This is a genomic window from Paenibacillus swuensis (assembly GCF_001644605.1).
Lineage (GTDB): Bacteria > Bacillota > Bacilli > Paenibacillales > DY6 > Paenibacillus_N > Paenibacillus_N swuensis.
Genome location: NZ_CP011388.1, coordinates 1749366 through 1770308, shown reverse-complemented (window position 1 = coordinate 1770308; position 20943 = coordinate 1749366). Strand labels below are relative to the sequence as shown.

The following is a 20943-nucleotide window of genomic DNA, read 5'->3' as shown; positions in this document are numbered from 1 at the left end:
ATAGTAGCGAGTCTATCTTTTATCAACGTTGTGCTCTGCCTTCGGCTCCATGAGACGAATCAGTTTCCGCTCGGTAGCGGTGTCTGTTGCAGGTGTATAGATACTGCATCGCAAATCCGCATTTCCCTGAACCTGGAGTGAAGTTAGATCGAACAGCATTTTGCCGGCTCTGGAATGTCTGAATTCAATCAATACGTCCGGAGCGCTGCTGACACTGCTTTGTTTCCAAAGGGTATGAAAATCAGCATATCTCTCCATCATGTCATCCAAAAACAAGTTATACCATTCATCATCGACATATTGACCATAATAAGCTCGAAAAATAGCCAGGAATCCACTGACAAAATCCTCCCAATTGACGGCCAGTCTCCGAAATTCTTTTCGTTCAAACAACAAGCTGATCATGTTTCGCTGTTCAGCAGGAATCTGTTCAAAGTCCATAAACACATACCGGGCAGCATCATTCCAGCCAACAATGTGGCAGTGTCGGTCGGAGATGATTGTGGGACAATTACGAAGTTCCCGCAATATTTTCTGCAGCGAAGGATGAATCTGAAGTGGTGTTTCATCCAGAATGTGAATTTCCGAATGATATTCCAAAGCAAGGGAAAACAGATACTTACGTTCATCCGAAGTGAGCCTGAGAGCTGAAGCAATATGGTCCAGTACGGAATGAGATACCTGAATGTTCCGGCCTTGTTCAAGCCAGGTGTACCATGTTGTGCTTACCCCTGCCAATTGGGATACTTCTTCTCTTCTTAAACCAGGTGTTCTTCGACGGGAGCCCGCTGGTAATCCAACGGATTCCGGAGAAATTTTGGAACGTTGTTTTTTTAGAAAAGCGGACAAGGCCTTTAACCTGACATCGTGGTTCAATGAATCACCTTCCTCAATCGCTTATCATGGTATTTATTATACTATTATATTTGACAACTTGTAACAGGATAATGGGAATGGCAATATAAGTGTACAACTCAATTAAATGAGGATTCGAAGAGCACATAAGGGGGATGCGTTATGGAGCGTGTTGTGATTACTGGAATGGGGATTATCTCTCCTTTGGGGAACAATGTGCATACATTTTGGAATGGTTTGGTGGAAGGGAAATCGGGGATTTCGCCCATTGAATCATTCGATACAACGTCCTATAAGACGAAAATCGCGGGTTCTGTCCGTGATTTTGATGGAGACGAACGGTTTGGACGTAAGGAAGCACGGCGAATGGACCGATTCGTGCAATTTGCTGTTGCAGCGGCAGATCAGGCTCTATCTGACTCCGGTCTCGTAATGGATTATATGAATAGGGAGCGGGTCGGCGTGTATATCGGTTCCGGCATTGGCGGTATTCAGACCCTGATGGAACAAGGCAAACTCCTGTCTGAACGCGGACCTTCAAGAGTCAGTCCGACATTGGTGCCCATGATGATATCCAATATGGCAGCGGCTATGGTTAGTATGAGGTTTGGCTGTTGGGGACCTACTCTCTCGCCCATTACAGCCTGCTCGATCGGCAACACAGCGATTGGTGAGGCTTTCAGGCTTATCCGGTATGGAGGAGCAGATGTGATATTTGCTGGAGGGACGGAGGCGGCTGTCACCGAAATGTCACTGGCAAGCTTCAGTAACGCGACGGCGCTATCTGAACGAAACGAAGCCTACGGAGGGGCAAGTCGACCCTTTGATGCACGCAGAGATGGTTTTGTCATGGCCGAGGGGGCAGGGGTCTTGGTTGTGGAGTCCTTGTCCCACGCCCTTAAGAGAGATGCAAACATCCTTGCAGAGGTCGTTGGGTACGGCGCCAGTTCAGACGCGTATCATATGGTGGCCACCCATCCGGAAGGACGAGGGGCATACTTGGCCATGAAAGCCGCTCTGGCGGATGCGCAGCTTCAACCTCATGAGATTGATGTTATTAATGCTCATGCTACAAGTACGGAAGCAGGTGATCTTTCCGAAACCAGAGCAATCAAGCAACTGTTTGGCGCACAAGCCTATCATATTCCGGTAACGGCAAACAAATCGATGACCGGACATATGTTGGGCGCTGCAGGGGGAGCGGAAGCTATATCGCTCATTCAAAGTATACGGAACGGCATCATTCCGCCAACATTGAATCAAGAGCATAGCGACCCGGATTGTGATCTAGATAATGTGCCCAATGTTGCGCGAGAAGTTGAGTTGCAGTGTGGCATGTCCAATTCATTCGGTTTCGGTGGTCATAATGCGGTTATTATTTTGAGGAAATATTCATCGCAGACATAAAATAGAACAGGTGTGGCCAAAAGATTCTATTCTATTTCTAGCCCGGTAAAATATGAGGTTTTGTTTATGTCAAAGGTCCTGAGGTTAAAGTTTCATATGGTGAAACTAACATAAAGGCGGTGCACGGCATGAGCAAACAGGTAATTGTAGTCGGGTCCGGTCTGGCGGGTCTGACATGCGCAATGGATTTATTGGATGAGGGGTTTGAAGTGACGGTGTTGGAGGCCGGCGCGATCCCCGGAGGCAGAACATCGAATTGGGACGAGAACGGGATGGAAGTGGAATCCGGTTTTCATAAATATATAGGCTTCTATTCGGAGCTCCCGAAGTTACTGGAGCGCGCAGGAATTAATCTGGGTGAGATGCTCACTTGGGAAACAACGTTGGAAATACGTTTACCCGATCAGGAAGAGGAGGAAGGCGCGGTATTCGGCCTGGCTCCTGGCAGATCTCCGTTTAAGGCGATTGCGGGGGTACTTGGGAACAATGATTTTCTCTCTCCTTCAGACAAAATGTCTCTGATCCCCTTCATGTCGGCGGGACTCAAAGATTATACGGACAACCCTGAGGAACTGGACCGGTATACGGTGGCAGAATATGCGCAGAAGCACGGTGTGAATCCCGAGGCGATTCGGCATATTCTCGAGCCGTTGACCGCCGGGGTCCTGTTTCTCCCGCCGGAGCGTTACTCGGCTCTGGTGTTCTTCGGCATCTTCGCCCCGGGGGTACCCGGATTCTACAAGATGAAGATCGGCGCTTTTAACGGCGGCATGTACGACGTCATGATCCATCCGATTATACATGCAATCACAGCTCGCGGCGGCAAGCTTAGGACGCTCAGTCGGGTGAGCGAGCTGATTTCAGATGGAAATCAGGTGATCGGCGTACGAATCGGCGAGGAGGAGCTCCTCGCGGACCATGTCGTTGTAGCCACTAATATGCATGGCGCCAAGCTGCTGCTTGCTCAGCAATTTTCAGGTCATAACTGGTTCGAAGATTTCCTTGAAATGCCGATGATGTCCGACATCACCGTACAGGTCGAAACCAGCAAAAGGCTGATGGAACTGGATCGGACGACCTTCGCTCCGGGTACCTGTATCGGCAGCTTCACGGAACAATCTCAAACTACGTTCAAACATGTGCCCGGACGACTGTCCTTCATTCTGACCCCGCCGGAACGATTCATCGATTTAAGCGATGAAGAAGTTTTCTCTATCTTCTTGCAGGATGCCAAGCGAATCGGTTTGAACATAGAGGATGTGTTACTTGATTATCGGGTGATCCGAATGAAGGATCATTTCCACACGGTTGAACCTGGACATGCTTGGAGGCGCCCGGCTCAGAAAACACCGATTCCGGGGCTTACTTTGGCCGGTGACTATACTTATCAGGCGATGTTCACAACGATGGAAGGGGCCGTCATTTCAGGGCATTGGGCCGCCGAGGCGATTACCGGGAAAGGGAAGGAACGCAAACCGAGAGCGGAGAATCCGAATCCCGATGCGCTGACAGATCATGTCGTTCGGGCACCTGATATGCTAGGCCGTGCTGCAGCTGAATCGGCCCCGCTGGATACGCCGGAACGTTTCATCGGTCGCAAAGATGGTTAATATATAACATGCACAGTTAAGTACTGCACCACATTTCATAAAACTTTCGAAGGAGTTGACGCATCATGGATAACAACGTATTCAAAGGGAAATGGAATCAGCTTAAAGGTGAAGCCAAGAAGCAATGGGGTAAGCTGACCGATGATGATATGGATGTCATCGGAGGCGAGAAGGACAAACTCGTCGGCAAACTCCAAGAACGTTACGGGCATTCCAAGGATGCAGCGGAACGCGAATATGACAACTGGTCCCAAAATTACCGCGATCCGGTAAATAAATAAACAAACCAATTGAAACGCCTCTCCCGCCGGAGAGGCGTTTTTTCTAAACCTATTCCCATTCTCTGTAATACTGAAAATGCTTCCTGACCAAATCCAACATGAATAAGCCAAGTGTAACCAGAACGCCGGCACTGAATAAATAGAACAGAAGTTCCATCGGTTGCTTCGTGATGAGAGAGCTGTCGTCGAAAGCATATTTTTTGACTAATAAAATCATAAACGTTAATATAGCCGCTCCTTGCAACCCTGCTACGACGCTGTAAACCGTTTTTCCTTTCATGACTGATTCCTCCTTCAAAGTGATCCACTGTGCTTCCTATTCTATCGTTACACCGAAATCCACTTTTTGACACTTTTCTCCCGCCTGCCATACGTTGCTCAACTTGCATTCGCGCTTTTTTCCACATATAATGAAACATAATTGTTTATACCGCTTAAATGCTTTGACGGAGAAGAGTAAGCAGTGCCTCTTTACAGGGAGGAGATGCCGTTTGATTGAGAGCGTCTCTAGAGATCCAGGCTGCCGAAGTTCACTCCTGAGCAGACTCTTGAAACCGGGCAACATTCGGCAAGTAGAGAGCACCGGCACGGACCGTTAACCGTCAGAGTGAGAAAGGCGTTCTTGGCTGCAATAACCATAGCGTCTGTTCTAATTAGGGTGGTACCACGGCTGCTTCGTCCCTTGTGCGGGATGCGGGGCTTTTTTTATTTTACGGAGAATAATGAATTAGGGGGCTTTATCATGAAAGAACGGTTGGAAGGACTGAAACTGGAAGCGCTGCAGGAATTGAAACAAGTAGCGAGCCAGGGCGAATTGAACGATCTGCGGATCAAGTATTTGGGCAAAAAAGGCGCGCTCACCGAAATTCTGCGAGGCATGGGCGGATTAAGCGCGGAAGAAAGACCGATCATCGGGCAGGTGGCGAATGATGTTCGCGCAGCGATTGAAGAAGTGATCGCAGAGAAGCAGGATGCGTATGAGCGTGCGGAAACGGAAGGCAGACTGCGTGCGGAAACGATCGATGTCACACTGCCGGGACGTCCTTTCCAGCAAGGCTCCATTCATCCTTTGAACAAAGTCATCCAGGATATTGAAGATATTTTCATCGGGATGGGCTACACAGTCGCGGAAGGTCCTGAAGTGGAATCGGATTACTACAATTTCGAAGCGCTGAATTTGCCTAAAGACCATCCGGCACGCGATATGCAGGATTCTTTCTATATTACGGAAGAGTTCCTGATGCGCACGCAGACGTCTCCTGTGCAGATTCGTACGATGGAAGCCCGCAAAGGCGAGGCGCCGGTCAAAATCATTTGCCCCGGACGCGTATACCGCCGGGATGACGACGATGCGACTCACAGCTTCCAGTTTCATCAAATCGAGGGTTTGGTTGTGGACCGTAACATTCGCATGAGTGACTTGAACGGTACTTTGAAGCAGTTTGTGCAAGAGATGTTCGGTAAGCAAACACAAATTCGTCTTCGTCCGAGCTTCTTTCCGTTCACGGAGCCCAGCGCTGAAGTGGATGTAACTTGTGTACAGTGCGGAGGCAACGGCTGCCGGGTGTGTAAACAAACCGGATGGCTTGAAATTCTCGGCGCCGGTATGGTGCATCCGAATGTGTTGATAGCGGGCGGTTTTGACCCTGAAGAATATAGCGGTTTCGCGTTCGGTATGGGTGTGGAGCGGATTGCCATGCTGAAATACGGTGTGGATGATATTCGCCATTTCTACACGAATGATCTGCGGTTTCTGAAACAATTCTCCTCTAAATAATCGGTTAACATAGAAGAAGGAAGTGACCATATGAAAGTATCGTATCAATGGCTGTCCCAATATGTGGATGTGAGCGAGTTCACCGCGTCGGAATTAGCCGAGAAACTGACCCGCAACGGGATTGAAGTGGATTTTGTCGAGAAACGCAATAAAGGTGTGACCGGCGTAGTGACGGGGTATGTGAAAACACGCGACAAGCATCCCGATGCGGATAAGCTGAGCGTAGTTACCGTGGATGTGGGCGGAGCGGAAGATTTGCAGATCGTGTGCGGGGCGAAGAATATCGATGCCGGTCAAAAAGTGCCCGTAGCCGTAGTAGGCGCGGTACTACCTGATGATTTCAAAATCAAAAAAGCGAAGCTTCGCGGTGTGGAATCCCAAGGGATGATCTGTTCGGCGAAGGAGCTGGGTCTGAACGACAAGCTTCTGCCTAAGGAAATTCAGGAAGGCATCTTGGTGCTGCCGGAAAATACGCCTGTCGGCGAAGATATTTTGAAAGTGCTGGGCATTAACGATGAAGTGATGGAGCTGGATTTGACGCCAAACCGTTCAGATGCGCTAAGCATGATCGGCACAGCTTATGAAATTGCGGCGATTATTGGCCGGGAAATAAAGTTGCCTCAAGAGGAACAGGGTATGCTGCATTCCGGCGTGAAAGCGGAGGAGCGAATCTCTGTTGAAATCACTGCGACAGAGCAATGTACGCATTACGCGGCTCGTCTGATTGAGAACATTCAGGTGGGACCTTCCCCGCTGTGGATGCAAAATCGTTTGATGGCCGCAGGCGTACGACCTATCAATAATGTGGTTGATGTTACGAACTATGTAATGTTAGAGTACGGGCAGCCTCTTCACGCATTCGACGCGGACACTTTGAATAACGGACATATTGATGTGAGATTGGCCAATGCCGGTGAGAAGCTTACGACGTTGGACGGAACAGAGCGGACGTTGGAGCCGCATATGCTGCTCATCACAGACGGTGTGAAGCCTGTTGCTTTGGCGGGCGTTATGGGCGGACTGGAAACGGAAGTGACAGCCGGAACTACCCGTATTCTGTTAGAATCCGCGAAATTCGCGGGCAACTCGGTTCGGAAAACGTCCCGTCAACTGGGATTGCGTTCGGAAGCAAGCTTGCGATTCGAGAAAGAAGTGAACCCTGAAGCGGTAATCCCGGCACTGAATCGCGCGGCCTCCTTATTGGCGGCTCATGCGTCCGGTGTTGTTGCGGAAGGCATCGTGGAGAAGAAGACAGCGGAAAGTCAGCCTGTCACCCTGACCATAGGACTCGACCGACTTAACGCGTACTTGGGTACGGAGCTGTCCTCTTTGGAAGTAAAAGCGATTCTTACACGTCTTCACTTCACATATGAAGAAAACAATCATGAATATACAGTACATGTACCGAGCCGCCGAGGGGATATCACCCGTGAAGTGGATCTCATTGAAGAGTTTGCCCGCCTGCACGGGTATACGAATATACCTACCACATTAATGAACGGTGTGACGACACCGGGTTCCCTTACTCACGCCCAGAAGGTTCGCAGAGCGTTACGTGAAGGCTTGACAGGCTCCGGTCTGCATGAAGTGATGACCTACTCGTTCGGACACCCGTCCGCAGGCGAGCGTTTCCCTGGTCTGTACGGCGCTTCCCGCAACATCACATTGGCTATGCCGATGAACGAAGAGCGCAGCACGCTGCGCACGAGTCTCATGCCTCATTTGCTGGATGTGGCTACCTATAACCGGAACCGGAAGACGGATGATGTCGCTATTTTTGAAATTGGCAATGTCTATGTCACCGAAGAAGAGCGCCTGACACGGCACCCGCAAGAAAAGCCGATGCTGGCTATGCTATGGACCGGTAAACGCCGCGCTTCGCAATGGAACAGCAAAGCGGAAGCTGTGGATTTCTACGATCTGAAGGGTGTATTCGAGAAAGCTTGCGAATCTCTGGGCGTTGAAGGCCTTACGTTTGCCGCAGCTCAACCCGCGGGCTTCCACCCGGGCCGTACGGCGGAAATTCACGTGGAGGGTGTTAACGGAGATACCCTGCTGGGGTATATTGGCCAACTGCATCCCGAATTGCAGAAGGAACAGGATTTGGCAGACACCTATGTGCTTGAGATTGGTTTGGAGTCCTTATACGAAGCTTCGAAAGGGAAGATTGAGTACAAAGGCTTGCCGCGCTATCCTTCCATGGGGCGGGACATCGCGGTGGTAGTGAACACGGAAGTACAAGTAGGAAACCTGTTAACCAAGGTACGCGATACCGCAGGAGAACTGTTGGAGTCTGTTCAGGTGTTCGACATCTTCACCGGCGAGCGTCTGGGGGAAGGCAAGAAGAGTGTTGCGCTTGCACTCGTTTACCGTCACGCGGAACGTACGTTGACAGATGACGAAGTCAGCGAGCTGCACGCTAAGGTTGTTGCTTCCTTGGAACAAGAATTCGGCGCTGAATTGCGGAAGTAGCAGGAGAACGGCTGAATCGCATCGAACTATCTGAATGAAGGATTGCAGGTGCGATTCAAACTATATTTTGTAAGAGATGGCAAGGGTCCCCATGGTTAGCTGGGGTATTATGAATCGAAAGGTGGCTGCGCTATGAAACCAGAAGAACGGGCAAGTGTGACGGTAGACATATACGGGACCCAGTACAAGCTGAAAGGTATTTCCAGCTCAGGTTATATGAAACTGGTGGCGGCACACGTCGACGACCATATGCACAAAATCGCCAAGGGTTTTCCGAGGCTGGATACCCCGAAGATCGCGGTGTTGGCCGCGGTCAACATGGCGGATGAATATATAAAGATCAAGGAAGAGAATCAGAAGATGATTCAGCTTCTGGAGCAGGAAGCGGCGTTGCATGAAGATTACGGCCGACTTCAGGAGGATCACGGGAAGCTCGCGGCCGAGTTCGAAGAAATGACGGCTGAAGCCGTCGCGGAGCGGGAGCGTTTGGAAGCCGGGCTTGCCGCTGAGCGGGAACGTTGGCAAGCCGAGCTTGCAACCGAGCGGGGACAGTTGAAGGCAAAGCTGGAAGAGCAGCAGGCTCAGGCGAAGTCGAAGTTGGACGAATTGCAGGCTAAGACTAAGGCAACGCAAGAAGAGCAACAGGTTCAGTTGAAAGCTAGACTGGACGAGCAGCAAACTCAACTGAAGGCGAAATTCGAAGAAGAACGGCGTCAGGCCGAAGCGAAGCTACAGAGGCAGCAGGCGCTCATGAACATGAAGCAGGAAGAGTATCAGGCTCAACTGAAGATGAAGCAAGAGGAGCATGAGGCTCAGCAGAAGGCGAAGTTGGACGAGCAAGAGGTTCAACTGAAGGCGAAGCTGGAAGAGCAGCAAGCAGATCTGAATGCGAAGCAGGATGCCGAACGGGCGCAGTGGAAGGCTGAAGCTCAGAAGGAGCAGCAGCGCCTACAAGCGGAACTTCAGGCGGAGCGCTCCAAGATGCAAGCGGAACGCGAGAAGCTGTCGAGCGAGTTGAAGCAGGCATTAGCGGCGAAGACCGATCAGGCATCCGGACGCGAAATGCTGGCCCGCGAACTGGAAAAGCTGCGTAAATCGCAAGCGGATCTATTGGCTGAGCGCGACAGGTTGAAGACGTCGGAAACCGGCTGGCAAGAAGAGCAGCGCAAGCGGCAGAGCGAGCAAGACCGCTTGGCGGCGGAGCTGCGGAAGCAGCAAGCGGAGCAAGAGCGGCTCAGCGCGGAATTGGCGCGCGAGCGCGAGGCGCAAGCGGCACGGACAGCTGAGCTAGAGGAGCTGCGCGGCGAGCAGGAGCGGTTGGCGGCGGTGCTTTCGGCGAAGAGCGCCGAGCTGGAAGCGGCTCAGTCCGCGTCCGGACAGGAGCGCGGTCAGCTGGAAGCAGCGTCCGCGGCGCTGGAAGGCGAGCTCAAGAAGCAGAGCCAGCTGCTGGAGCAGCAGCGCGAGCAGTTCGCGGCGCTGGAAGCGGAGCACGGGAAGCTGCTCGCGGCGCGCGGCGCTGCCGACAGCGAGCTGGCGCGCGAGCGCGAAGCGCAGGAGCAGCTGCAGAGCGAGCTGGCGCGTGAGCGCGAAGCGCAAGAGCAGCTGCGGAGCGAGCTGGCGCGCGAGCGCGAAGCGCAAGAGCAGCTGCGGAGCGAGCTGGCGCGCGAGCGCGAAGCACAGGAGCAGCTGCATAGCGAAGCTGGCCAGCTGAGCGAGGCGCACGAGCGCTTGGGCCGCGAGCAAGCGCAGCTGGAGGCGCGCCTGGAGCAGCTGCAAGCGGCCCGCGACGCGGCAATCGCCGAGCGCGACAAGCTGCGCGGCGAGCATGCGGACGCGACCGGCTTGCAAGAGCTTCAAGAGCGTGAGAACGCGGAGCTGGAAGCGCGTTTTGCCAAGCTGCAGGCAATGCTGGACGCTTCTGTAGCCGAGCGGGACAAGCTGCGGTCCGAGCAAGCCGAAGCTGGCCGTCTGCAAGAACGCGGACAGCTTGCATACGCGGAGCTGGAAGAGCAGTACTTGCAACAACAAGTGGCGTTCGAAAGCCTGGCTTCGGAAGTGAACGCGTTGCGCGGACAATACGAAGCGCTTGAGCGGCATAACCAAGCAAGCCATGCCGAACACAACCGCGTGGAAGCGGAGCGCGTGAAGCATCAAGAGGCATTAGCTCTACTTGAAGCAGAGCACCTCAAGCAGATGACAGCGTACCTTGAGCTGGAAAGCGAGCTGTCACAATTGCGTGAAGCCCGTTTGCAGGCAAGCGCCGCGTTTGAACATATCGAGCATGAACGCGACCTGCTGCTTACGGAGAAGAACAGAATCAGCAGTGATCTCGAAGACCTGTTGAACCGTCAGAATGACTGGGAGCATGCTTTACGCGAGATGGAACGGCAGAAAGCCGAGTATGCCGCCGCCCTGGAGAACGCGCTTCAAGAGCCTCATCAACTCAGCTTTGAGAATGAGGAGAAGGATTCGGCTCTGCAATCATCCCTGGATAAATTACAGGCTGAATTTTCGGATTTGAACGGCGAACACGCCAAGCTGCAAGAAGAGTATGCGAAGCTCAGAACCGAATACAATGAATGGATTCAATTGGTCGAAATTATGGAGAGCGGCAATTAGCCGTCAGCCATGAATACACTGGACTATATACTCATCAGCATCGGCCTCATCGGAAGCTTTATCGGTTACCGGAGAGGCCTTCTCATCCAACTTGTTTCCATCCTTGGATTTTTTGCGGCCTACGTGGCCGCATTTGTTTTCTACGATGATGTATCGCCATGGCTGCAAAACGTGTTTCCGGTGGAAGCCTTGCCTTCCTATCAGAATATGGAGTTCGCTTTGAAAGGCTTAAAGTTGGAAAGGTACCTGTACAATACGGTCGCCTTTGCTTTGCTCTTCTTTACGGTCAAAATAGCGCTAACCTTCGCAGGCCGCACCCTTAACCTGATCACAAAGGTGCCTGGTTTGAACGCGGTGAATCAATGGAGCGGAGCAATGCTGGCAATTCTGGAGGTCATTCTTCTTGCGATCATCGCGGTGAACGTCATGAAGATGTTGCCTTCGGAAAGCGTGAACCGATTGTTGGAACAATCCCGAACGGCGCAATGGCTATTCGACACTACACCGATTTTGGCGGACAAGCTCAGACAACTCTGGATCACCGTTTAATAAAAAATCCCGATCTCCGATAAGGAGTTCGGGATTTTTATGTACTCACACCGACACCAATTGACCGCTCATGCCGCCTTTGGCAAGCGAGGCCAGCTTCACGATCTCGGGCGCCACCGCGGAAGGATCTTGTCCGGTTGCATGCATATTGGAACGGACCGTTCCGGGGTTGAACAGGTTGGCAAGAATGTCGTTTCCCGACTCCTCATCCGCAACCGTCCGGGTGAGAGATTCCAAGCCCGCCTTCGAGGCGCTGTAGGCCGCGAAGCCGCCTGCACCGTTATAAGCCAAGCCTGAGGTAATGTTGACGATTCGGCCATAGTTCTGTTTACGCATCCAGGGAAGGATCGCCTGCATGAGAAGAAACGGACCCGTTAAATTCACCGCAAGCTGGTCGTTCCAGTTCTGGAGATCGGTGTCCGTGACACCGCCGGGTTCAAACACGGCTGCATTATTAATAAGGATGTCGATTCGACCGAATTCAGCCACGGCTTCTGCAGTAAGGTGTGTAACATCTTCCGCTGAGGAAACATCGGCCGCGATCGCCACCCCATCACCGTTAGCTTCAGATATCAGCTTCAACGTTTCTTTGAGGGGATCCAGCCTGCGGCCGCAAAGGACCAACTGTGCGCCCTCACGGGCAAGCGCAATGGCCGTCGCCCGGCCCAGACCGCTTCCTGCTCCTGTAACCAACGCGATTTTGCCATGTAAAAGTCCCATCGGCTCGCCTCCTGATTGATGTAAACGATATGTATTCAGCTTATCAAAAATCCTGACAAATGCCCAATATTTATTTCCGAATCCGCCGGTCATTTGTGTTACAATAATGGGTACCAGATTTGAAAGCGCGGTGTTAAACGAATGCGGATTACCAACTTGCACTATTTTACCGAAAACCATCGATATTACATATTTCGCGATTTCTCGCTAAGTCCGGTAGATGCCAAGATGCTCTCTTTGGTCTATCAACCGGTGGTGGGGGCTTATGCGGTTTCACTCTATCATCTGCTCTATCAACAGCTCGCGGGAGACAAGCTGGGGTTCTCCAAGGCGGAGCAGTTGCGCCGGTTATTTCTGTTGATGAACGTGGAGCCCAACGAGCAAGGCCGCAAGCTGATGATTGAGCAGACCTCAAAGCTGGAAGCGATGGGCTTACTGATAACGAAGCATCGTTACGTGGTGGAGACGGATGAATATGTTTATGAGTTCGAATTGGTGAGACCGCTATCGCCCGGAGAGTATTTCAAGGTTCCGCACCTGATGATGCTGCTTCGCGATAAAGTCGGTAAATTCGCTGTCATTTCGTTGAAAGAGGAATTTTTTGCTCCGGAGCCGGATGAATTTATGGGCAGAACCGTGAATACCGAGGATTTGTCGCTGGCCTTTTATGATTTTGAACCTTTTCGTCTGAACGCGTCCATGATTGATGCCGAGTTGGAGCAAGCTTTGTCCGAGGTGTCGCCCGCAAGGGAAACGCCCGCTCCTGCAGGTCTCGCGGAACAACGGATTGAGTATTCGGATATTATTTTTCATTTTCCGCGTGCGTCCTCGGGCAATACCCGGTTTGTGGAGAATTTAAAGTATGATCACGGGCAGATGGAGACGATTAATTATATTTTTAACAAATACAGGTTGATGAAAGCGGACATTCGCGATCTGTTGGATACGGACGGGGTGTTCTCGGCTGACGGGGATTTAATGGGTGACTTATTACAAAAGAAAGCCAACGAAATTTATCGCCAGCGTAAGCGTCAGGGCGAATATACAGAGCGTTCGCTGCGTCGTATGGACGCGGCTTCGGATCAGGTTGACGGTGACGGGGACGAGCATGGTGTTCCGGAGGAGCATTTTGTCGCCAAAGAATTTTATCTGCCCGTTCCTCAGATGCTTCGGAGTCAATGTGACAATCCCGACCAATATAACATGTTTGTGCGGAATCTGCCTTATACGAATTTTCTTGAGAAATTTTTCCCGGGCGCGGTGCCTAAATATATTGAAGATACCTTTGAGAAGCTGAATGTGAATTACAAGATGCCGGATGAAGTGGTGAACGTGTTGATCCACTATATTTCCTACAACAAGAAGTCCTGGACACGCAGTTACATTGATTCCATCGCGGCAAGTTTGCTCGGCAAGCAGGTGGAGACATTCGAGGATGCGGTGCAGCATCTGCGCAAAGGGGCCGAGGACGGCCAGCTCAAAGGCAAGAAGCGCGCAACGAAAGCGCAGAAGCCAAACTTGAAAGTGGTGCAAAGCGATCCTGCAGGCGATGCGTTGAGCGATGAAGAGATGGAGAAAATGCTGCTGCTGGCGGAACGACTGGACCGTAAGTAGTTTACATTTTATAATAGATGATAAAGGAGGCGGTCGACTTGGAATCCCTGTCCGATTTGCTGAAAGATCCTTCGAACCGCAACCTGTTGCGGCAAGCGGAGATGAATTCGCTTGGTGTTATGAGCGATCCCGCGGTCATCAAGTTTCGAGCTAAGCATCCGGAGCTGGATGAGAAGACGTTGAAGCTGAACATGAACCGCTTATACCAATATGCCCAAGAATATAACCATTGCACCCACTGCCCCGGACTGGATCAGTGTCCCAATGATATGCAGGGACATTACACGAAGCTTTCCGTGGAAGGGGTGAACGGTTCCCAATATGTAAATGATCACAAAGTTCCCTGCAAAAAGCTAACGGCACGGGAAGCGGAATTGAAGATTCGCAAGCGAATTCGCTGCATGTATATTGATGAGAAGGTGCTGGAAGAGGGCTTCTCGGCTAAGGAAATCTTAACGATGGATGCCAAACGGGCGGAGTCCGCTCACCGCGTCTTAAGTTATGTGGAGAAGACGAAGTTGAAAGGCCTGCAGAGTCAAGGATTATATCTGGCAGGTAATTTCGGAACAGGAAAGACTTATCTGATGTCTTATCTCCTCAATGAATTAGCCAAGGAAGGCTTTACCGGCGCGATCGTGTTTATGCCTGATTTCGTGGAGGACATCAAGCGGATGTTCCAAGACGACAAGAAGATGTTCGAGACGATTGAATTGTTGAAAGAGACGGACTTGCTCATATTGGATGACTTGGGTTCCGAGAACTTAAACGCTTGGTTCCGGGATCATGTGCTGGCATCGATTCTGAATTATAGGATGGGGCGCAAGCCCACGTTCTATACATCCAATCATGATTTCGAATGGCTTCAGAAGCATTTAAGCTACACGAAGGACGGAAATGAAGAGAATAAGGGAGCCCGTTTGATGGAGCGGATTAAACCTTACGTTGAATATATTAAATTAGAAGGCGAGAATAAGCGTTTTCGCAACAAATGAGAGAAGCGGACCCTGAACTGTAACCCGAAAGATAGACACTTTAAACACAGTGTCCCTCTTTCGGGTTTTGTGTTCTAAGGAAAAAAAACGCACCGAAGTTAAAATTAATCTATTGGAAATGAAGGTGGAGGATGCGGATTAACCAATCGATGTCCCGTAAAGGCAACTGTTGGGGCATAAAATTAATGAGTATATCTTGTAGTACAACTCTTCCCGACGGGTGTGGATTAAAAAAGATGACTCCTTATGAATACAGGAGCCATCTATCTACTTTGAGCATAGTGTCTTTTTATTCCGTGTCACCATAGATGTTTACAGTTCAGGGTTACAGTTATGGGCTTTTCTCATATCAGTTTTTAGTTCTTATTTAATTCGAATCTCTGTTCAGATGCGTCTTTTTGACAATAATCACATGTGTTGCATTGTTCTGCGCGCCGTCCACGTCGGTAACAGTTAGTGTGACAGTGTACTTACCCGGGCGCTTGAAACTTTTGTTGACATTAACGAGGGAAGAGGTGGAACCGTCGCCGAAGTTCCAAGCATATTTCAGAGCAGTCCCGTCAGGATCACTGGACCCTGAAGCGCTGAATGCATTATTCTTAAGCGAAACCGTCGCGGCTGGCGCTTGGATGACGGCTAAGGGAGCAAGGTTTTTGACGTATAATTTCCCTTGGGCTGCGGTTTCTGTGCGATTGCGGGCCTGATCTACAGCGGATACGGTTATGGGTGCTCCCTCTACTAGCAGATGGCTCGGAATAAGGAAGGATCCTTCGTAATGTCCCGGCGTCTTCTCTGTTAATTTCCATGTACTAGTCATGCCTGGAATAAGGAGACCTGGGGGGATAGCGACTGAGAACGAGGCTGCAACACCAGGCTCACTGTCGAACGCTACGATAAGTGTTTGCCCACGAGTAAGATGCACATCTGCAGCAGGTATTATATTCGTAATATCGGGCTTTGTCGTATCTAGCGTTACGGCGCGGATAAGGGAGGTCACATTCCCCGCCTTATCGCTGGCTTGAACGGTAACGCGGTTTTCCCCGTCATTCAAATGGACCTTTGTGCTGAATTTCCCACCATCGGTTGCCGAGATTGGTTCTCCGTTAATCTTTAGTTCACCTGGATGTTCGTCATATGTGGTCCCTGTAACGGTGATCGTATTTTGGTTGGTTCGGGTACCTTCAACAGGTGAAACTAAGTTTAGTATGGGAGGTGCATTGTCTAGACTAATCGCAATCGAAGCAGAACGCTCACTAATCAGGTCCCCGTAGGACAACTCGGCACTGATTTGGTTCAGTCCCGGATGAAGGGTTACTGGTACGGTCAGTTTTCCATTCATTAAAGCACCTGTAGCCGCAAGTTTTGAACCATTGTAAACATTAGCTGTGACACCTTCGACCGGCGAGGTCAACGTAACATTCACGCTCGACTGATTCGTGACTCGAGGGGATGCAGGCTCAGTGATAACAGGCGCATCCAGTGGATTGAGAACGTTTGAGCGTATCTTGAATTCACTATTAGCAAACAATCCCGATATAAGTCCCCACGAATTGTTAAACCTAACCCAACTTCTTCGTTCTGAAATTTTAGGATACGAACCACTTAGATAGGGTGCGTCATCCGAATCCCCAACTTGAATATATACAATGTAAAACTCATTTACCATGGAGACGGGTTCAGGGAAATCAACCTTAGTCCACTTTCCATTTGAGAGCCCCGTCCCGGTATATGGCCCCGAAATCATTTTACCTGGTGAGCCATTCGGACCGCTTGCATCCATGAGTGCATACTTGAATTCATATTGTCGAGGCTCTGAACCCATTTCCCCAACTCCAAACACGAAAGAAGCACCAGTTACGAGCGTACCTGTTGGTGGCGGTGTCATTCGGAGAGCACAAGCGTTACCTCCTATTCCGAATCGGATACCACCTCCATCTGGGTTTCCCTCATCATATTTAATCTCGCCGGGAATACCAGCATAGGAACCCAATGAAATATCTACTGCAACTTCTTTATCAGGAAGCACGGTTGCCGGTACATTCTTGAGCATATAGTTATCAGCAAAAACAGCCAAGGTATAGTTGCCCTCTAGAGCTTTTAGGGTATATCGTCCGGAATCATCTGTAGTTACCGGAGTCACCCGTGCATCTTCCCTAACCATGACGGTTGCTCCGGCAAGGGCCTTACCGGTAAGCTTATCGGACACTGTTCCGCTAATCGCGCCGTAAGGTTTGGCCTCTAACTGGAAATCCAAGTTCGAAGTAACACCGTTACCCCCAATGGTAACTTGTTTCATCTGCGGATAGTAACCATAAGATTCTGCAGTTACTTCGTAGACACCCGCGCTATGATTGAATGAAAAAGTGCCTGTTATCGGGTCTGACCCGGTTGCTAATCCGGTTTCTTTCACAGTTATGACAGCGTCTACCGGTAAAAGTTGAGGCGGATCATTTGCTGTTTCATCCCCAGTTGAGGATGCGACTGATTCCGCAGGCTGTTGACTTGTATAGGCATCAGCTTGAACCGTGTCATCTTCAAGGGAGGACACTTCTGCCGATTCGGGCCTATAGCTGCTGATTTCTGCAGTTTCTACAAAAGGAAGCTTCTGGCTCGGAACAACGTGCGAGCTAAAAACTTTGAAGTTATCTAGATACCAACCTGCATAATTACCTCCATCATCAGAAGTTAGACGATAACGGACCTGCACCTTCTGTCCGGCATACTTTGACAGATTATAAGTTATACTGTTCCATCTATCTCCATTTACGTTGTTGTTGTATTTAGCAAGTTGGGTCCAAGTATTTCCTCCATTATTAGTTATTTCAACTATACCGAAATCACGGTAGCTCTCAATTACGTACCATTGGTCAAACGTCATGGCAACTTCTTTCCTGCCTGTCAGATCCAGTATGGGTGAGATAAGAGATGCATCAGCATTGTTAGAATAATGACTATTTATTGGATTAGATGCCCAAGCGTAAGGCGCTGAGACTGCAGTGTTAGGGCCGGGGTAGGCAGGGCTTACACGCTGCCATTGATCCTCTTTACCGCTATGTGTCCAACCATTATCGTCCGGCCCGTCGAACGAATCTTCAAATAGAACGTCCGGTCCGTACACTGTCATGGTTACGCCGTCGGACTTTGAGCTTTCATTCCCGCTGTAATCTACAGAACTTACAGAATATATATAAATATTATTGATGAGCGCTGAAGTGTCCGTATAAGCTTTTGTCTCCACGGTTGCTAATCGTTCAGGTTCTGATCCGCCATAGGTTGTACGATACACGGAGTAGGCATAAACATCATTATTTTCGGCGGCACCCCAGGTAAGTTGTGCATTTCCGTAAAGATTGGAAGCTCCTTTTAAACCGCCAGGAGCCGAAGGCACCGTTTGATCCCGAGTCCGTAAAGCTAGGTCGTCAATAAACCAGCCTGATTTATTATGAGTAAAATCGGATATAAACGTAAATTTAAGGAATATGCGTTGGCCGGCGTATTTCTTAAGGTCTAAGAATTTTGTATTCCAGGCTTTCCCTGTACCGGTTAGGGTTAATTGTTGAACATATTCGTAATTACTTTCTTCACTTGCAATCCATACGCTTCCGGCATCTTTTGTCTCTATGTCATACCATTGCTTAAAGGATATGAATCCACCTTCGTCCGATTTGGTTAGATCAATAGGAGGCATGATAATTTCAGCCTCTGTCTCAAGCTCATACAACTTGTTCAGAGAGGTGGACAGCACTTTCTTGCCGGAATAGGCTGCCCGCGGACCAGCTGTCGGGATACCCCAAGCCCAAGGCATACCGGATTTGGTCTGAATGGTGAATCCGTTCAGGTCGGTTTCAAAATCCTGAACATAACCTGGTGTGATCCCGTTTGATACATCCACCCGATATACCGGTGTTTCAATAACATTTTTGCCATAGTTGGTTATCTGAATATAATATTCCAATCCTGCAAGCTGTACCATGGATTCTGGAACTATAGCGGTATAGTTTCCGTCTCTTGCGTCACCGTAAGTACGTTTCATCGGAAAGGAAATATAGGACTCCGTACCGGATACACGTCCGAATACCTGCACAGAAGAGACACTGATGTTATCTTTAACATTTGCGGTAAGCACGGCTTCTACGTCCTTAAATATAGAAACAAGCGGTGTATGAGTGATTACCGGCACTTGCGTATCTGATCCCTTCACCATTACGGTTCCGGAAACCTTCCCAGCGCCTTCGATTACGGAATTCACAGCTTGAAGCGCATTTACGATCCCGTAGCCATACCCCTGGTTAGGAGAACTGGGATACTCGGTATCCGTCCGAGGCGTTGCTCCGTTCTGTATCACTTCTTCGAGTTGATCCACAGTCAGTGACCGATTGGCTTGGAGCAGCAGCGCAGCGATAGCTGAAGTATGAGGTGCGGCCATGGAAGTACCGCTCCAGCTTTCATAAAACCCTTTTGGAACTGACGAACCTATATTGACCCCGGGAGCTGACACTTCCGGCTTTAGCTCTCCATAGGGAGATGGCCCACGCAAGGAGAAATTTGTAAGTTGTCCGTTACTGTCCACCGCTCCTGTTGCGAACGACTCTGGATAGTTTGCAGGATTAGCGATGGAACCAGCTTCCCCGGTATCCCAATCATATTGCGTATTTCCTGCGGAGAATACGGGAAAGATTCCGGCAGCCCGCCAAGCCTCGACAATCGGACGGTACCACTCATCTTTACCGGATCCGCTTTTCCATGAGTTGTTTACCACGTCAGGTGCCATCTCCGGATGGAGTCTCCCTTGTTTATCCATTGGAGCAAGCAGCCACTGTCCTCCGGCAAGCATGTAGGTATCGTATGTATAATTCGAAGTGAAAGCCCGCACCGCTATCCATTTCGCACCGGGAGCTACCCCGATCTGATAATCCCCGTCTTCTTCAGAACCGACCATGGTCCCCATTGTGTGGGTGCCGTGCCCGTTTGCATCGAAAGGCATGCTGATTTGATCGTTCGGGTCATACCAGCTCAATTCGGGGTTCTCAATTTCTCCCTGAGCGTTGTATCCCCGCCATTTACGCTTCAAGGCAGGATGTGTATAGTCTACCCCGGTATCCATGTTAGCCACGACAATGCCGGTCCCGTCAATTCCCTTGCTCCATACCTCCGGAGCCTGAACACGTTCGACGTTCCATCTAATTTCCGAGGAAGACGTTCCAATAGAATCTAGATGTATACTAGACGGTTCCGTTTTGATTACTTTGTCTAAATATAGTTTGCGGTCAGGAACGATGGTGAGAATATCAGGACGCGCGGCCAGCTCCTCCATAACCTCCTTCGTTGAAGTTACAGACATGGCATTGACAATGAAGTAACTTTTGAAATCTTTTACGCCTTTATGGCCCAATTTCAGTTTTGTCAGATGGTTGTGAATCGGGCTCTGTGTGCGGGAGGCCGTTTCTCGGAGTGAGGTGATGACTGCATTACGGGCAGATAACTTCGTTGCCGCAGGTGTTCCGCGGATTGCTTTTGCTTTACGTTGGGATTGCAGAGAAACCGACTGGGGATCTGCCTGTTCTTTCATTTTGATCAAATACCTTACATAGACCTCATTCTCGAATTGCTTCTTCAATTCCTTGTCTATTTTAGGAACGGGAGGAAGGGAACTTTTAGGGGCCTGGTACTGATTGGCGGGGGGTTCTAAAACTTGGACCCCTGATGGGGGATCAGCGGCATTTACAGGAAGGGCGAGTGTGAGAGCCAATAAAGTAACGATACCTTTGGACAGCAACTTGCGCATATTGTATTTGTTCACCACTTTACAACTCCTAATTATGTAATATAATACCTGATACAAATTGTATCACTGGAAGGATTTTACGGAAAGAAGAATTTATTGTCCCGGATACAAAAAAAGAACCCAGCGCAAGAAGCTATCACCGTGAGAAGAGCAAGGCTTGGCAAAAAGACATTAGTAAATACCTGTGCAACTGCTGACAAACTAAATTTTGTGTCTCATAAAGTCATCAGAATGCTATCCGAAGTGTTATCCAGCGTTAGAT

13 protein-coding genes and 1 other annotated feature are annotated in these 20943 nt (G+C 49.9%); of the genes, 9 read left to right on the top strand and 4 right to left on the bottom strand.

The window, feature by feature from the left end; genetic code table 11:
- Nucleotides 1–12 precede the first annotated feature (12 nt).
- Entirely contained in the window at nt 13–876 is an 864-nt protein-coding gene (locus SY83_RS07700; RefSeq protein ID WP_068605693.1) for a helix-turn-helix transcriptional regulator, read from the bottom strand.
- Between the two features lie 141 nt (nt 877–1017).
- Between SY83_RS07700 and fabF the strand changes: the two genes are divergently transcribed.
- The 3 genes from fabF (at nt 1018) to SY83_RS07685 (ending at nt 4153) form a co-directional block, all read left to right on the top strand.
- Nucleotides 1018–2262, top strand: coding sequence for a beta-ketoacyl-ACP synthase II (gene fabF / locus SY83_RS07695; RefSeq protein WP_068605692.1), 1245 nt, complete (start codon nt 1018–1020; stop codon nt 2260–2262).
- 128 nt (nt 2263–2390) lie between these two features.
- Nucleotides 2391–3872, top strand: coding sequence for a hydroxysqualene dehydroxylase (locus SY83_RS07690; protein WP_068605690.1), 1482 nt, complete (start codon nt 2391–2393; stop codon nt 3870–3872).
- A gap of 65 nt (nt 3873–3937) precedes the next feature.
- Nucleotides 3938–4153 carry a CsbD family protein gene (locus tag SY83_RS07685; RefSeq protein ID WP_068605688.1) on the top strand — a complete coding sequence of 72 codons (216 nt, stop codon included), beginning with the start codon at nt 3938–3940 and terminating at the stop codon, nt 4151–4153.
- 49 nt (nt 4154–4202) lie between these two features.
- On the opposite strand, the gene SY83_RS07680 is transcribed toward SY83_RS07685, so the two are convergent.
- Nucleotides 4203–4433 carry a hypothetical protein gene (locus tag SY83_RS07680; protein WP_068605686.1) on the bottom strand — a complete coding sequence of 77 codons (231 nt, stop codon included), beginning with the start codon at nt 4431–4433 and terminating at the stop codon, nt 4203–4205.
- Nucleotides 4434–4587: 154 nt separating this feature from the next.
- Nucleotides 4588–4839 (top strand) — a binding site (T-box leader).
- Between the two features lie 56 nt (nt 4840–4895).
- On the opposite strand from SY83_RS07680, the gene pheS reads away from it, so the two are divergent.
- From pheS to SY83_RS07660, 4 genes are all read left to right on the top strand, one after another.
- Nucleotides 4896–5930 (top strand): phenylalanine--tRNA ligase subunit alpha, encoded by a 1035-nt coding sequence (gene pheS, locus SY83_RS07675; RefSeq protein ID WP_068605684.1) that lies wholly within the window; start codon nt 4896–4898, stop codon nt 5928–5930.
- A 30-nt stretch (nt 5931–5960) separates the two neighbouring features.
- On the top strand, nt 5961–8402 hold the full coding sequence (pheT, locus tag SY83_RS07670; protein WP_068605682.1) for a phenylalanine--tRNA ligase subunit beta: 2442 nt from the start codon (nt 5961–5963) through the stop codon (nt 8400–8402).
- Nucleotides 8403–8534: 132 nt separating this feature from the next.
- A complete protein-coding gene (zapA, locus tag SY83_RS07665; protein ID WP_068605680.1) occupies nt 8535–11021 on the top strand; it encodes a cell division protein ZapA in 2487 nt (828 codons plus the stop codon).
- 9 nt (nt 11022–11030) lie between these two features.
- Nucleotides 11031–11570: a CvpA family protein gene (locus SY83_RS07660; RefSeq protein WP_068605678.1), complete on the top strand. Its 540-nt coding sequence runs from the start codon at nt 11031–11033 to the stop codon at nt 11568–11570.
- 45 nt (nt 11571–11615) lie between these two features.
- Here the strand turns inward: SY83_RS07660 and SY83_RS07655 are convergent, their stop codons facing one another.
- Entirely contained in the window at nt 11616–12290 is a 675-nt protein-coding gene (locus SY83_RS07655; protein ID WP_068605677.1) for an SDR family NAD(P)-dependent oxidoreductase, read from the bottom strand.
- A gap of 141 nt (nt 12291–12431) precedes the next feature.
- Here SY83_RS07655 and SY83_RS07650 point away from each other — a divergent pair, with 141 nt between their 5' ends.
- Together SY83_RS07650 and dnaI are read left to right on the top strand one after the other, a co-directional pair.
- Entirely contained in the window at nt 12432–13904 is a 1473-nt protein-coding gene (locus tag SY83_RS07650) for a DnaD domain protein (protein WP_068605675.1), read from the top strand.
- Between the two features lie 38 nt (nt 13905–13942).
- The gene (dnaI, locus tag SY83_RS07645; protein WP_068605674.1) at nt 13943–14896 is read left to right on the top strand and encodes a primosomal protein DnaI; all 954 of its coding nucleotides are present in this window, start codon (nt 13943–13945) and stop codon (nt 14894–14896) included.
- Between the two features lie 367 nt (nt 14897–15263).
- Here dnaI and SY83_RS07640 read toward each other — a convergent pair whose 3' ends face one another.
- A complete protein-coding gene (locus SY83_RS07640) occupies nt 15264–20696 on the bottom strand; it encodes a S8 family serine peptidase (protein ID WP_157279814.1) in 5433 nt (1810 codons plus the stop codon).
- Nucleotides 20697–20943 lie beyond the last annotated feature (247 nt).